This window comes from Duganella sp. BJB476 (assembly GCF_003416895.1).
Lineage (GTDB): Bacteria > Pseudomonadota > Gammaproteobacteria > Burkholderiales > Burkholderiaceae_D > Rugamonas.
The window spans coordinates 57,984-72,007 of the sequence record NZ_QVIO01000007.1 but is presented as its reverse complement, the minus strand read 5'-3'; the positions used below and the strand labels follow the sequence as shown (position 1 = coordinate 72,007).

Sequence of the window (14,024 nt, the reverse complement as noted above, 5' to 3'; positions counted from 1 at the left end):
TTAAGTCTGCCGCCGCTTGGCCACCATCGCCTTGAGCGCCGCGATCAGCGTGGCGTTCTGCGGGGTGTCCTCCAGCGCATCGCCAAGCTCGTCGAAGGCCGTCACGGCCGCCTCCGTCAGCCACAGGGCGCGCATCTGCTCCTTGATCTCGGCCGGCTTGGTCATCAGCACCTTCAATTTCACGCCGTGCACCTGCCAGCCGCGCCGCGCCAGCGTGTCCTGCAGCTTGGGCAGCTGTTGTTTGAGCTTGGCCGCCAGCGCCGCATTCGGCAGCGACAAGGTCAATTGCCCATCCTCGAACGCCAGGATCTCGCAGTACTTGAACATGGCCGGCAGGGCCGCCGCGCAGTCTTTTTGCAGCGAGGCCATGCGCTCGATGGCCGGCAGCAGCGCCGCCATTTTGTCGTCGCGGCGCAGGAAATCGGTCGCTCCGACAGGGGCGCGGCGTTTGATGGACAAGTTGGAAGAGTTGAATCGCATGTGGCGCAACATATCACAGGGGCAAAAAAACGTCACCACCGGTTAAAATAGCTTAATTTTGTGACATTGTTCACTCTTGGGCTATTGTTAAACCGGTCAATAACCCAATGTAGGCGCGGACGCATGATAAAATCACCGTCTTTTGCCATAGTCGAACTCCGTGCGGTAAGGCGTTTTTCCCCTACAGAGCTTTTTTTAACGGCGTTTTTTCAAGAATTCAAGCATGTCATTACTGACCCAGATTTTCGGTAGCCGCAACCAGCGGCTGCTCAAGCAATACCAAAAAACGGTACGCGAGATCAATGCGCTCGAGCCGGCGATGGAAAAACTGTCCGACGCCGAGCTGCAAGCGAAGACGCCTGCATTCAAGGAACGCATCGCCAATGGCGAATCGCTCGACGCGATCCTGCCTGAAGCGTTTGCGGTCTGCCGCGAAGCAAGCAAGCGTGTCTTCAAGATGCGCCACTTCGACGTGCAGCTGATCGGCGGCATGGTTCTGCACTACGGCAAGATCGCCGAAATGGGCACCGGTGAGGGCAAAACCCTGACCGCGACCCTGCCGGCCTATCTGAACGCGCTGTCGGGCAAGGGCGTGCACATCGTCACGGTCAATGATTACCTGGCGCAGCGCGACGCGGAAACCATGGCCAAGCTGTACGGCTGGCTGGGCCTGTCGACCGGTATCAACCTGTCGCAGATGGAACATGCCACCAAGCAGGCGGCCTACGCGTCCGACATCACCTACGGCACCAACAACGAATTCGGTTTCGACTACCTGCGCGACAACATGGTGTTCGAAGCCCGCGACCGCGTGCAGCGCGTGCTGAACTTCGGCATCGTCGATGAAGTCGACTCGATCCTGATCGACGAAGCCCGCACCCCGCTGATCATTTCCGGCCAGGCCGAGAACCATACCGACCTGTACTACAAGATCAACGAGCTGCCACGCCTGCTGACCTTGCAGATCGGCGAAGAAACCCCGGACGGCAAGGGCAAGGTCGAAGTCCCAGGCGACTACACCAAGGACGAAAAAGCCCACCAGGTGCTGCTGACCGAAGCCGGTCACGAAAAAGCCGAAGCGATCCTGACCAAAATGGGTCTGCTGCCGGAAGGCGCCTCGCTGTACGACTCGGCCAACATCACGCTGGTGCACCACCTGTACGCGGCGCTGCGCGCGCACGCGCTGTACTTCAAGGATCAGCACTACGTGGTGCAGAACAATGAAGTGGTGATCGTCGATGAATTCACCGGCCGTCTGATGACGGGCCGCCGCTGGTCCGACGGCCTGCACCAGGCAGTCGAAGCGAAAGAGGGCGTGAAGATCCAGAACGAGAACCAGACCCTGGCCTCGATCACCTTCCAGAACTACTTCCGCATGTATTCGAAGCTGGCCGGCATGACCGGTACCGCCGATACCGAAGCCTACGAATTCCAGGAAATCTACGGCCTCGAAACCGTGGTGATCCCGCCTAACCGTCCATCGCAGCGCAAGGACCGTCAGGACCAGGTCTACAAATCGTCGGCCGAGAAGTACAACGCCATGATGCTGGAAATCCGCGAATGCTACGACCGCGGCCAACCGGTGCTGGTCGGTACCACCTCGATCGAAAACTCGGAACTGCTGTCGGGCATCCTGACCAAGGGCGGCCTGCCGCACAACGTCCTGAACGCGAAACAGCACGCCCGTGAAGCGGAAATCATCGCCCAGGCAGGTAGCCCGAAAGCGATCACCATCGCCACCAACATGGCCGGTCGCGGTACCGACATCGTCTTGGGCGGTAACGTCGAGAAGCAGATCCAGTTCGTTGAAGCCAACGCTGAACTGAGCGACGCCGACAAGGCAGCGCAATCGAAGGCGCTGCGCGACGGCTGGCAGGCATTGCACGAGCAGGTGGTTGCCGCCGGCGGCCTGCATATCGTCGGCACCGAGCGTCACGAATCGCGCCGCGTCGACAATCAGCTGCGCGGCCGCGCCGCACGTCAGGGCGATCCTGGCATGTCGCGCTTCTTCCTGTCGCTGGACGACCAGCTGCTGCGCATCTTCGCGGGCGACCGCGTGCGCGCCATCATGGACCGCCTGAAGATGCCGGAAGGCGAACCTATCGAAGCGGGCATCGTCTCGCGTTCGATCGAGTCCGCACAGCGCAAGGTCGAGGCACGCAACTTCGATATCCGTAAGCAGCTGCTGGAATACGACGACGTCGCCAACGACCAGCGCAAAGTGATCTACCAGCAGCGTAACGAGCTGCTGGAAGCGACCGACATCTCGGAACTGATCGAGTCCCTGCGCCACGGCGCCTTCACCGACCTGGTACGCGAATACGTGCCGGCGGAATCGGTGGAAGAGCAGTGGAACATCAAGGGCCTGGAAGCGGCGCTGGCGGCGGAATGGCAGATCGACCTGCCGTTGCGCGCCATGCTGGAAAAAGAACAGAACCTGAACGACGAAGACATCGTGGAGCGCGTGACCGCTGCTGCCGATGCGCTGTACCAGTCGAAGATCGACATCGTCGGCAAGGAATCGTTCGGCGGCTTCGAACGCAACGTGATGCTGCAAAGCGTGGACAGCCACTGGCGCGAACACCTGGCGGCGCTGGATCACCTGCGCCAGGGTATCCACCTGCGCGGCTACGCTCAGAAGAACCCCAAGCAGGAATACAAGCGCGAAGCGTTCGAACTGTTCGGCCAGATGCTGGATATGATCAAGAACGAAGTGGTCAAGCTGATCATGACGGTCCGTATCCAGTCGCGCGAAGAGATCGATGCGGCAGAAGCGGCGATGCAGCAGTCGCACGTTGAGAACGTGAGCTACCAGCACGCCGACTTCAACCCGAACGCAGCGCCGGAAGACCTGCTGGCGCCAGCGCCTTCGATGGGCGGCCTGCCACCGGAGCTGCAAGGCCTGAGCGCCGAGCAGCTGATGGAGATGGGCCTGAAAGTCGGACGCAACGACCCATGCCCATGCGGCAGCGGCAAGAAGTACAAAGCCTGCCACGGCAAGCTGGCATAAACAAAAAAACCGGAGCTAGTCTCCGGTTTTTTTTCGTCTCGTGACAAATGTCAGTGCTACTTCATGACACACTGGACTGTTGGCCCCAGCATCCCTGTTCCATAATGATTATCCAACAGAACAGGGAAATCCCATGAAATTGATAGTGTGTTTCGCTTTGACTACCCTGGCCATGACGCTGGCACATGCCGCTGGATTCCAGTACGGATCTGCCGCCGATTCCAACGGCAAGCCGCTGGCGATCGGCATCTGGTATCCGAGCCAGGCAATACCGCAGTCCATGTCAGTGGGGCCAACTACGATGTCGGTTGCGCTCAACGGCCCGGTGGAAGGACGCGCATTGCCGTTGGTGGTGATGTCGCACGGCGCCGGAGGCTCGTTCATGGAGCACTACGATACAGCCATTGCCTTGGCTGACGCGGGCTATGTTGTTGCTGCCGTCACCCACACTGGCGACAACTATGCTGACCAGAGTCGCAGCATCTACATCATGGATCGCCCCAAACAAATGAGCCGTGTGATCGACCATATGTTGTCGAGCTGGGGCGGGCATGCCGCCATCGATTCAGCGCGTATCGGGATGTTCGGATTTTCTTCTGGTGGCTTTACGACGCTGGCAAGCATAGGCGGGCTTGCGGATCTCTCCAAGGTGGGCCCGATGTGCCGCGAACATCCAGAAGATTTTGCTTGCAAGGTGATGGCGAAAAGCGGGCAGACTGATATCGCGCCGCCCGATTCAAGCCTTGTGCAGGATTATCGCGTCAAGGCAGCGGTTGTGGCGGCACCGGCCCTGGGGTTCACGTTCTCGCCGGATGGACTGAAAAACGTCAAGGTACCAGTGCAACTCTGGCGTCCCGAGGATGACGTCATCCTGCCGCATCCGCGTTTCGCCGAAGCGGTTCGGTTGGCTCTTCCGCAAGCACCGGACTACCAGGTGGTGCCCAAAGCTGGCCATTTTGACTTCCTGGCGCCTTGCAGTGTCGCATTCGCGAACATGGTCCCTGCTATTTGTACCAGCGCTGCAGGGTTTGATCGCGTGGCTTTTCACCAAACCTTCAACAAGTCGGTAGTCGAATTTTTCGGGAAAAATTTGACACGTAACTGAGTCGCCTCGCGTTCAAAGCTGGCGCTCGTAGACCGCGCGGATGCCGGCGCGGGTTGGCGTGCTGGAGGTGCGCGCGGTGCTGTAGCCGCTGTCGGCGTAGAACTGGCCGAGCAACTGGTCCTGATGCAGCACGTTCAGCAGCGACACGCGCAGCCGCGATTTGCTGTCGAACTTCCATAGCGCATAGCCATCCAGTGTGCGCGTCACGCCGGTGTAGCTGGCCAGGCTGCCGCTGATCCTGACCATGCCGCCGGTCTGCAAGCCGGCGTTGAAGCCCAGCGTCAACGCGCCTGCGGGGCGGTAGTCCAGCCCGACGTTGGCGCTGAAGGGGATTTGCGCGCTGAGGCGATTGTCCGGCCCCGGCACCGCGTCCAGCCGCGACCAGTTGCGCGACGCGTTGGCGCGTACGTCGACCGGCCATGCACGCAGCGGGAACTTGGCGTCGAACTCGATGCCCGCCACCTTGGCCTTGCCGCCGTTGAACGGCGTCGTCACCCAGGAACCGTTTTGTTCGAACAGACGCTGCACCGTCACGTCACGGATGCGCCGCGCGTAGGCCGATACGCTCACCGAGCCCTCCTTGCCGAAGTACGATTCATACGCCGCGTCCAATCCCCACGCCAGTTCCGGCCGCAGATCGGGATTGCCCTGCACGTCGGGGTTGGTGGGGCCATTGTCGTTGTTGATGGTGTAGCGGCGCGGCAGCAGGTCGCGGGTCGGTGGCGCCTTGTAAGTGCGGGCGAGGGCCAGCCGTACCTGGTCGCGCTCCTGATTCGGCAGTTTCCACATCATCTGCGCCACAGGGCTGAAAACGCTGGAGCGGTTTTGCACCGCCGCCAGCAGGGCGCCGTCGGTGCGGGTGTCCAGCCCCTCCCAGCGCAGGCCGAGATAGGCTTGCAGGCGCGGCGTGACATCCCATTCGTCCTGGGCGAAGAGAGCGATGCGGCGCACACGCGCCTCGTACTCTTGCAGCAGCTGGCCCAGCGCCGCGCCACTGGCCGAGCTGTCGTCCTGGCGACGCATCTCGCTGCGGCGCGTGTCGGCGCCGTCCCAGCCGATGGCGAGATTGTGTGCTTCGCGCAGCCGGGTCAGGTATTTGCCGCTGGTGGTAATGCTGTCGTCGTCGGCGTTCGACGTGACTGCGCGCGTGAACAGCGGCGTGCCGTCGGCACCGGCGCCGTGGAAGGCATAGTCGGTGTTACGGTGGTTGTAGTCGTAACCCAGCTTGACGCTTAGCTTGCCGTCCGCGCCGACTGCATGCGTCCACGTCACGCCGCTGCGCAGGAAGGTCGTGTGCGACAGCGCGTGCCAGTCGTTGTTTGGGTAGGCGGTCGATGCACCGTAGATGCTGGTTTCGCGGGAGTCCCCGTGGCTGCTGGTGCGGTACAGGTCCAGCAGGTTTTGCCAAGCCAGTGTGTCGCCGTTTGCCAGCGTCCAGTTCAGGCGTGGCGCCAGATTCAGCTTGGCCTGGTGCGATTCGTTCAGTTCCGCGAAGGTGCGCAGTGCCGCCGGTCCTTCCACTCGCTCGGTGGTGGTTGGCGTGTTGCGGAAGCCGGTATCACTCAGCGTGCCGGCCAGGCCGTAAGACAGGGCGCCGTCGCGGTCCGCGATCTGCATCGTGGCGGATGGGCCGGTCACACCTTGCAGGTTTTCGATGCCCAGTTTCAGGTCGCGCTGCGCGCGGCTGCCTTTGCGCAGGATGACGTTGATGCTGCCCGCCATGGCCTGCGCGCTGTATTCGGCCGATGCAGTGCGCAGTATCTCGACGCGCTCTATCAGTTCTGGCGAGATGGCGTCGATGGACATGCCCTGCGGCGCTGGCTCGCCGTTGATCAGCAACTGCGTGTAGCCTGAGCCCAGGCCGCGCATGCGCACCTCGCCGCCGGCCACCGAGATGCCGGGCTGGCGCTTGAGCAGGGCGGACAGCGTGGTGTCGCCATATTGTTCGATGTCCGCGCGGCCGACGACGATCTTGGCCGCCGTGTCGTTGCGGCGCAGGGTCTGTGCTGCGGAACCGGTGATGTCGACGCGCTGCATGTCGGCGGCGTCTTGTGCATTCGCGCTCGCCGCAAGGCAGAGCAGTAAAAGAGATTTCATGAAGTGGGCGTAAGTTAATCCGGCGCAGAGTATCGCGCCGGACCAGCCGCGTCAAACCACCTTTGTGACGAGCGCCCGGATTGCCGTGACGATGTTCCACCGCCGCGCATTTTGGCGGCGCATGCGGCTGATATACTCGCCGTCATGGATCAACCCTCCCTCACATGGCGCGAAGTGCGCAACACCTTGCTGGTCAATCTACTGGTGTGGGGCCTGCTGTGCGCGGCCGGCGCGGCCAGCGTCTACAGCGACGTGCTGCGCGAAGGTGGCAGCCGCAGCTACGGCCGCGTGATGCTGAATTGGGACCTGAACCACGCGCTGATGATGACGCTCAGCTTCGGCCAGTACCTGGCCTTCCGGCGCTGGCCCGAGCTGACCGCCAGCGCCCGCGCCATCGCGCGCTGCTACGCGATGGTGGTGTTCATCTTCCTGCCGCTGCAGCTGGCCTACATGGCGATGCTGGACGCGGTGCGCGCCGACGGCGTGCTGGACCTGGCCCATGCCTTGCGCCTGTTCCTGTCGCCGCACGGTTTTGATGTGTTCCTCGAATTCGCCTGGGCGACCGGAACCTACACGGCGGTCACCGCCATTTGCGTCTGGCGCCGCAGCCAGGCGCGGGACAAGGCATGGCAGCAGGCGCTGACCGACAACCTGCATCTCAACCTGGAACTGGAACGCCAGCGCATGCTGGCCCTGCGCGCGCAATTGGAGCCGCATTTTATCTTCAACGCCTTGAACGCGATCAGCGCGCTGGTGCGCACCAGCGACGGCGACCTGGCGCTGAACGGCATCAACCGCCTGAGCGATCTGCTGCGCTACGCGCTGACGGCCAGCGGCCGCGATTGGGTCAGCGTCGGCGAGGAGCTGGCCTTCGTCGGCGACTATCTCGCCTTGCAGCGCCTGCGCTACCGGGCGCGCCTGCAAGTGCAGATGGATATCGGCGACGTCCATGGCGGTGAATGTCCGCCGCTGCTGCTGCAGCCGCTGATCGAAAACGCCCTGCGTCACGACCTGGATTGTCACGAAGGGGACAGCGATATCCGCATTCACCTGCACCTCGAAGGCGCGCAACTGCACATCCGCATCAGCAATCCCGTCACGCCGGACGCGTCGCCAAATCCGGGACTCGGGATGGGGTTGGCCAACACGCGGGCGCGCTTGCAGCTGGCCTATCGCGGCCAGGCATCGCTGGACAGCGCCTTGCGCGACGGCCGCTTCGAAGTGGCGATCCGCATGCCTTTGTACCCGAAGGAGTGACGACGATGCGTGTCTTGCTGGTCGATGACGAAGAACCGGGGCGCATCAACTTGCGCTATGCGCTGGCGCGGCACCCGCAGTGGCAGGTGGCCGGCGAATGCTCCAGCGCCGCCGCCGCCCGCGAGCTGCTGGCGCGGCAGGAGGTGGACCTGGTGTTCCTGGACGTGCAGATGCCGAAGGAATCCGGCATCGACCTGGCGCGCAGCCTGAGCGCGATGGCGGAGCCGCCGTTGATCGTGTTCGTCACCGCCTACAACGCCTACGCGATCGAAGCCTTCGAAGTGCATGCGCTGGACTACCTGCTCAAGCCATTCGACGACGCCCGCCTGGCGCAGACGCTGGAGCGCGCGGCGGCGATGCTGGCGCAGCGCCAGCTGGCGGGCTTTGCGCCGGCCCTGCGCGCCTACGTTGCGGCCCAGCCGGCGGCCGCGCCGGCGGGCTACTGGCATCAGGTCAGCGTGCGTTCGATTGGCCGCATCGAGTGCATACGGCTTGAGGATGTGCAGTGGCTGGAGGCGGACGGCAACTACGTCAAGCTGCACCTGGAGAAGCGCTGCGTGTTGTACCGCATGCCGCTCAGCCGCCTTGAAGAGCACCTGGACCCGGCGCGTTTCGTCCGCGTGCACCGCCGCGCCATCGTCGGCGCGGAGCAGTTCTCCTCGATGTCCGTGGTGGGCGACGGCAGCTACCTGCTGGCGCTGCGCTGCGGCGATACGGTTGCCGTCAGCGAGCGCCACGTGGAAGCTGCGCGCGCCCGCCTGGCGGCAGGCTAGCGCGAAGGATCGCGCTGCGGCGCGGAGTAGGGCAGCAGCATGCGCACCGCCGTGCCCACGTTGGGTGCGGAATCGATGGTGATGCGTCCACCCAGCACACCGGTGACGATGTTGTAGACGATGTTCATCCCCAGCCCTGTCCCGCCCTGGCCCATCTTGGTGGTGAAGAAGGGGTCGAACACGCGGCGCAGCACATCCTCCGGCATGCCGACGCCGTCGTCGCTGAACATCAACTCGACGATGTCATCGTCCACCGCTTCCGCGCGCACGGTGATGGTGCCGCCCTTGCGCTGGTCGAAGGCGTGGTTGAGCGTATTGTTGACGAGGTTATTCAGCACCTGGTACAAGGCGCCGGGATAGGAATCGAAGCTCAGTCGTTCCGGGATCTGCAGGACCACCTCGCATTCGGCGCGGCGCAGGCGCGGCATGTAGGTGGCCATGGTGTCGTGCACCGCCGACAGCAGGTCGAAGCGGCGGCGCTGGTCGTTGGTCTGGTCGACGGCGATCTGCTTGAACGACGAGATCAACTCGGCCGCCTTGTGCAGCGAACCGGAAATCAGCTGGCTGGCCAGGCGCACTTCCTCCAGGTGGGCGATCAGCTCCGAGCGCCGCAGCGCGCCGGCCGCCACGTGCTGGTCGAACTCCACCACGCGGTCGCGCAGCGCGGTCGATGCCAGCAGGCTGTTGCCGATCGGCGTATTGAGCTCGTGCGCGATGCCCGCCACCAGCGATCCGAGCGAGGCCATTTTTTCGGCCGCCAGCAGCTCGTCCTGCGTATGCTGCAAGGTCTCCAGCGCCGTGCTCAGGTCCGCGTTGGCGCGTTCCAGCGCCGCCGAGCGCTCGCGCACGCGCGATTCCAGTGATATGTTCAAGTCCTTCAGCTCGCGCTTGGCGTTGAGCTCCTCGGTCAGGTCCAGCAGCGCCCAGATGATGGAGTCGTTGCCGTCCAAGGTCAGCGACGACGACCAGATCGCCACGCTGCCCACGCTGCCGTCGGGCAGCAGCACGCCGGCGATGGCGCCGTGCACCGCGCCGTCGGTCTGGTACATTTTCCAGATGCGGTCGCGCTCCAGCGTGCTGGCCCAGAACGGCACCTCGTCGCTGCGCTTGCCGATCAGGTTGGCGGCGCCCGAGCCGAAGGTGTGCGTGACCGCGCGGTTGGCGGCGACGATGCGGCCGTCGCGGTCCGACACCGTCAGCGGCAGCGGCGCCATGTCGAACAAGGTCTTGAAGCGCGCCTCCGATTCCGACAGCCGCCGTTGCGATTGTTCCAGTTGCTCGATGCGTTCGCGCAGCGCCGCGCTCATGGCGTTCAGCGTGTGCGTGAAGACGGCGATTTCATCGTCGCCCTCGACCGGCAGCGCCTTGTTGTAGTCGCCCAGCGCCATTTGCTGCGATTGGTCCGTCAGCGCGTGCAGGCGGCGCCCGATGCCATGGGTGAAGGCGTAGAACAGCACCACGCCCAGCGCCAGCCCGACCAGCGAGATCACGCCGCCTTGCAGCAGCACCTCGTCGCGCGCCTTCTTCAGGTCCTTGGTGGTGAGGCCGAAATTGATGGAGCCGACGCGGTTATCGCGCAACAGCAGCGGCGAGCGCGCGTGCAGCATGGTGTCGTCGAGCAGGGTGCGCACACCTTTGAAGCTGGTGCCGCCGCCTTGCCGCAGCACGTCCGGCAGCGGGCCTTTGCGCTTGCCGGCTTCGATGATGGGTTTTTCGTTTTCGTCGAGGATGACGAGGTAGCGCACAAAACTGTCGTCCGGATCGGACAGCATTTCGGTCAGGTAGTTGGTCAGTTCGGGCAGGCGGCCGCGCGTGGCGTAGGGGCTGAGGGACAGATTGAGCGTGACCGCGTATTCGCGGGCGACGCGTTCGGCATTGGTGCTGACGGCTTGATTCATCAGGCGCAGGCTGTTCCAGATCAGCAGGCCAACCACCAGCGCCTGGATGACGGCGCTCAGCAGCAGAAATTTCGCGCGCAGCGATAGACTCAAAACGTACACTCCTTGTGGCGATGCCAGGAGCGCACGCCCCTGCCGTCCACGCGGGACGGCAGGGGACCAGGGCTACCTGGAGGTTAAGGCAGGGTCAGGATCACTTTGACGGTGTCGTCCACTGCCGACTTGTCAATATAACCGATCGCCTTGGGATCGGCAGCAACTGCTTTTTTTACCTCGGCGTTGCTCGGGTATTCCTTCGGCGGCGTGCCTTTACCGGTGAACACCAGCTTGGACCACAGGGCCTTGACCTGCGCCGGGTCTTTTTCCGCGACCTTCTGGTAGAAATCGGCGCGGATGTGCGAGCCTTCGGCCTGGTCGACCGGCGTGAACAGGTTGGATTTACCGAGGAAGAATTGCGACGCCTGTTCCGAGAACATGCGGGTCGCCGGGTTCTTCTGGCTGACGATAACCACGGTTTCCGCCGAGGCGCCGGCTGCGGCGAACGACGACAGCAGCGCAGCGATGATCATTTTTTTCATTTTATGGACTCCGGATTAGAAGACGAAATCGAGCGCCGCGGCGACGACGGTGACGTTGTTGCTGAAGCCAGGCTGCACGAAGATCAGCGAGCCGCCTTTGGTCTTAGGCTTGGCGCGGTCGACCTGCACTTTCAGCGCCATCGATTTGGCGAAGTCCCAACGCACGCCGATCAGGTCGGACGTTTGTTCCGTCGCTGGCAGCAAGCCATAGACAACGGCGCCCAGTGGGCTGTTCTTCGGCAGGGTCGCCGGTGGGGTCACCGAGCTGCCGGCGTCGCGCACGGCGGCGTGGGCGTAGTAAGGCAGGACCTTGCCGACGCGGTAGCCGACCATGGTGTACCAGGCGTTGGTGTCGGGGATGTACACCGCTTCCTTGGCGCGGCGCTGCGCGTATTCGGTCTGGACGACGATGTTGTGCCAGTCCATGGTGGCGCCGAGCGAGGTGAAGGCGATTTTTTTGCCGTCGGTCAGGCCGAGGTCATTGGCCAGCTGCTTGAAGCCGAACTGGGACAAGGTCGCGGTCAGGCTGTTGATCGGCGCCAGATCGTTGGTCTTCAGGTCAGCGCGGGCGTGGCCGAGGCGCACCAGGAACGGGCCGTATTCGCCGGTGAAGCTGATGCCGACGGCAGGCGCGCGGTAGGTCGCAACGGCGCCGGCGCCGGTTGGCACGAACAGCTTGCCGCGGCTGACGCCTGCGAACGCCTGGGTGGTGAAGTTGAAGTCGCCGAAGGCGCGCTGGAAGTTGACGTCCGCGCCATCGACGTTTTCGATCGGCGCCTGGCCGTACATTTCAATCGGAGGACGCATCATGGTGTTGGCGTAGCCGACGTTCTGGTAGTCCGAGATCAGGAAGGTCGGCAGCACGACACGGCCGACGCGCACGCTCACTTCGTCGTTGACGCGGGCTTTCAGGAAGGCCCAGGTCAGATCGGTAGTGAAGGTCGGGCTGGTGTTCTTGCGGGTCAGGATCTGCGCGGTGCCGGACAGCCAGTCGTTGATCTTGTAGGTCGCTTGCAGGCCCAGGTTGGTGTCGAGGCCGATCTTGGCCTTGTCGGCCACGCCTTCGGCCTGGTTGTAGCGGGCAAATTGCGCCTGGTCGGTATTGCTCTTGGCCACGCCCAGCGTGCCGAAGCCGCTGATGGTCAGGTTTTCGTCGCCCAGGGAGCCGGCCTGTGCCTGCATGGAGGCGGTGGCGGCAAATACGGCAGCTACTAGAAGTTGCTTTTTCATGTGGTCTGTATCCTTTGATTTGTTGTCAGTTGTTTCTTGCTATGGACGATCGTGTCGCCTTGTTTGTCTCGTGACATGCGGGGATGGGGCACTCGGGCTAAACCTTAAACTAATTTCCGTACGGCATGAATTCAATTTTTGTAAATTAGAACGTACGTACTAAAATCTTGTAGCTTTTAAGTTGAAAATAACGATTTCTTCAATGAATTCATGGTGTTGTATGACATCCTTCTAGTGCTTTTTGAACAAACTTGCGGATGAATCATGCAAACCGTCAGTAACATTGATGCGATGCGCCATTTTGTCCGTCAGGTATTACAATAGCGGCTCCCACTTTCCACTCACGAGAACACTCATATGGCCGTCAATTCCCCTCTGCCCGTCGCCTCCGCACTGAAGCCTGTAGCCGGCATCGAAATCGGTTTTGCCGAAGCCGGCATCAAGAAGCCGAACCGCAAGGACGTGCTGGTGATGAAAGTGGCGCCTACCGCCACCGTGTCCGGCGTGTTCACGCTGAACCGCTTCTGCGCCGCGCCGGTGCAGATCGCCAAGGCCCACCTGGCGGCCGCCAAGGAAAGCGGCAAGCCGATCGCCGCGCTGCTGATCAACACCGGCAACGCCAACGCCGGCACCGGCGAACTGGGCCTGTCGCTGGCCAATGAAACCTGCGCCGCGCTGGCCGCGCAGCTGGGTTGCGAAGCGTCGCAGATCCTGCCGTTTTCCACCGGCGTGATCCTGGAGCCGCTGCCGGCCGCCAAAGTCATCGCCGGCCTGCCGCAAGCGGTCGCCGGCCTGAAGGCCGACAACTGGTACAACGCCGCCGAAGCCATCATGACCACCGACACGCAGCCGAAAGCCGGCTCGCGCACCGTCACCGTCGGCGGCCACACCGTCACCATGAGCGGCATCAGCAAGGGCGCCGGCATGATCAAGCCGAACATGGCGACTATGCTGGGCTACCTGGCGCTGGACGCCAAGGTGGCGCAGCCGGTGCTCGACGTGCTGGTCAAGCAGGTGGCCGACAAGTCGTTCAACTGCATTACCATCGACGGCGACACCTCGACCAACGATTCCTTCATGCTGATCGCCACCGGCGCCGGCACGCTGGAAATCAACTCGGTCGATACGCCGGAATACGCCCAACTGGCGGCCGCCGTGACCGAACTGTCGCTGTTCCTGGCGCAGGCCATCGTGCGCGACGGCGAGGGCGCGACCAAGTTCATCACCATCACCGTGGAAGACGGCGCCAGCGTCGAAGAGTGCCGCAAGATCGCCTACTCGATCGGCCACTCGCCGCTGGTCAAGACCGCGTTCTTCGCGTCCGACCCTAACCTGGGCCGCATCCTGGCGGCCATCGGCTACGCCGGCGTCGACGACCTCGATGTCAGCAAGCTCAATCTGTACCTGGACGATGTTTGGGTCGCCAAGAACGGCGGCCGCAATCCGGACTACAAGGAAGAAGACGGCCAGCGCGTGATGAAGCAGAGCGAGATCCTGGTACGCGTCAAGCTGGCGCGCGGCGCGGCTGCGGCCACCGTCTACACCTGCGACCTGTCGCACGATTACGTGAGCATCAACGCCGACTACCGTTCCTGA

The 14,024-nt window shown here is 63.0% G+C and carries 10 protein-coding genes; 5 read left to right on the top strand and 5 right to left on the bottom strand.

What is annotated here, in order from left to right; translation table 11 throughout:
• Complete coding sequence (locus D0T21_RS24345; protein WP_229211626.1) at nt 1-480, bottom strand: DciA family protein; 480 nt, start codon at nt 478-480, stop codon at nt 1-3.
• Between the two features lie 223 nt (nt 481-703).
• Between D0T21_RS24345 and secA the strand changes: the two genes are divergently transcribed.
• Together secA and D0T21_RS24335 are read left to right on the top strand one after the other, a co-directional pair.
• Nucleotides 704-3,490 carry a preprotein translocase subunit SecA gene (secA, locus tag D0T21_RS24340; RefSeq protein WP_116992472.1) on the top strand — a complete coding sequence of 929 codons (2,787 nt, stop codon included), beginning with the start codon at nt 704-706 and terminating at the stop codon, nt 3,488-3,490.
• 133 nt (nt 3,491-3,623) lie between these two features.
• Entirely contained in the window at nt 3,624-4,595 is a 972-nt protein-coding gene (locus D0T21_RS24335; protein WP_116992473.1) for a dienelactone hydrolase, read from the top strand.
• A 12-nt stretch (nt 4,596-4,607) separates the two neighbouring features.
• Here D0T21_RS24335 and D0T21_RS24330 read toward each other — a convergent pair whose 3' ends face one another.
• Nucleotides 4,608-6,692: a TonB-dependent siderophore receptor gene (locus tag D0T21_RS24330; protein WP_229211625.1), complete on the bottom strand. Its 2,085-nt coding sequence runs from the start codon at nt 6,690-6,692 to the stop codon at nt 4,608-4,610.
• 144 nt (nt 6,693-6,836) lie between these two features.
• Here D0T21_RS24330 and D0T21_RS24325 point away from each other — a divergent pair, with 144 nt between their 5' ends.
• Together D0T21_RS24325 and D0T21_RS24320 are read left to right on the top strand one after the other, a co-directional pair.
• Nucleotides 6,837-7,949: a sensor histidine kinase gene (locus D0T21_RS24325; protein ID WP_116992475.1), complete on the top strand. Its 1,113-nt coding sequence runs from the start codon at nt 6,837-6,839 to the stop codon at nt 7,947-7,949.
• A 5-nt stretch (nt 7,950-7,954) separates the two neighbouring features.
• Nucleotides 7,955-8,722, top strand: coding sequence for a LytTR family DNA-binding domain-containing protein (locus D0T21_RS24320; RefSeq protein WP_116992476.1), 768 nt, complete (start codon nt 7,955-7,957; stop codon nt 8,720-8,722).
• Here the strand turns inward: D0T21_RS24320 and D0T21_RS24315 are convergent.
• From D0T21_RS24315 to D0T21_RS24305, 3 genes are all read right to left on the bottom strand, one after another.
• A complete protein-coding gene (locus D0T21_RS24315; RefSeq protein ID WP_229211624.1) occupies nt 8,719-10,722 on the bottom strand; it encodes an ATP-binding protein in 2,004 nt (667 codons plus the stop codon). The genes D0T21_RS24320 and D0T21_RS24315 overlap by 4 nt on opposite strands.
• A 74-nt stretch (nt 10,723-10,796) precedes the next feature.
• A complete protein-coding gene (locus D0T21_RS24310) occupies nt 10,797-11,198 on the bottom strand; it encodes a hypothetical protein (RefSeq protein ID WP_116992478.1) in 402 nt (133 codons plus the stop codon).
• 15 nt (nt 11,199-11,213) lie between these two features.
• The gene (locus D0T21_RS24305) at nt 11,214-12,428 is read right to left on the bottom strand and encodes a porin (protein ID WP_116992479.1); all 1,215 of its coding nucleotides are present in this window, start codon (nt 12,426-12,428) and stop codon (nt 11,214-11,216) included.
• A 357-nt stretch (nt 12,429-12,785) separates the two neighbouring features.
• Here D0T21_RS24305 and argJ point away from each other — a divergent pair, with 357 nt between their 5' ends.
• Nucleotides 12,786-14,024, top strand: coding sequence for a bifunctional glutamate N-acetyltransferase/amino-acid acetyltransferase ArgJ (gene argJ, locus D0T21_RS24300; RefSeq protein WP_116992480.1), 1,239 nt, complete (start codon nt 12,786-12,788; stop codon nt 14,022-14,024).

Bases quoted from the DNA above. Each gene is read 5' to 3' on its own strand.
- secA (WP_116992472.1), top strand. From the start codon at position 704: ATGTCATTACTGACCCAGATTTTCGGTAGCCGCAACCAGCGGCTGCTC.
- D0T21_RS24325 (WP_116992475.1), top strand. From the start codon at position 6,837: ATGGATCAACCCTCCCTCACATGGCGCGAAGTGCGCAACACCTTGCTG.
- D0T21_RS24310 (WP_116992478.1), bottom strand. From the start codon at position 11,198: ATGAAAAAAATGATCATCGCTGCGCTGCTGTCGTCGTTCGCCGCAGCC.
- argJ (WP_116992480.1), top strand. From the start codon at position 12,786: ATGGCCGTCAATTCCCCTCTGCCCGTCGCCTCCGCACTGAAGCCTGTA.
- D0T21_RS24320 (WP_116992476.1), top strand. From the start codon at position 7,955: ATGCGTGTCTTGCTGGTCGATGACGAAGAACCGGGGCGCATCAACTTG.
- D0T21_RS24330 (WP_229211625.1), bottom strand. From the start codon at position 6,692: ATGAAATCTCTTTTACTGCTCTGCCTTGCGGCGAGCGCGAATGCACAA.
- D0T21_RS24335 (WP_116992473.1), top strand. From the start codon at position 3,624: ATGAAATTGATAGTGTGTTTCGCTTTGACTACCCTGGCCATGACGCTG.
- D0T21_RS24305 (WP_116992479.1), bottom strand. From the start codon at position 12,428: ATGAAAAAGCAACTTCTAGTAGCTGCCGTATTTGCCGCCACCGCCTCC.
- D0T21_RS24345 (WP_229211626.1), bottom strand. From the start codon at position 480: ATGCGATTCAACTCTTCCAACTTGTCCATCAAACGCCGCGCCCCTGTC.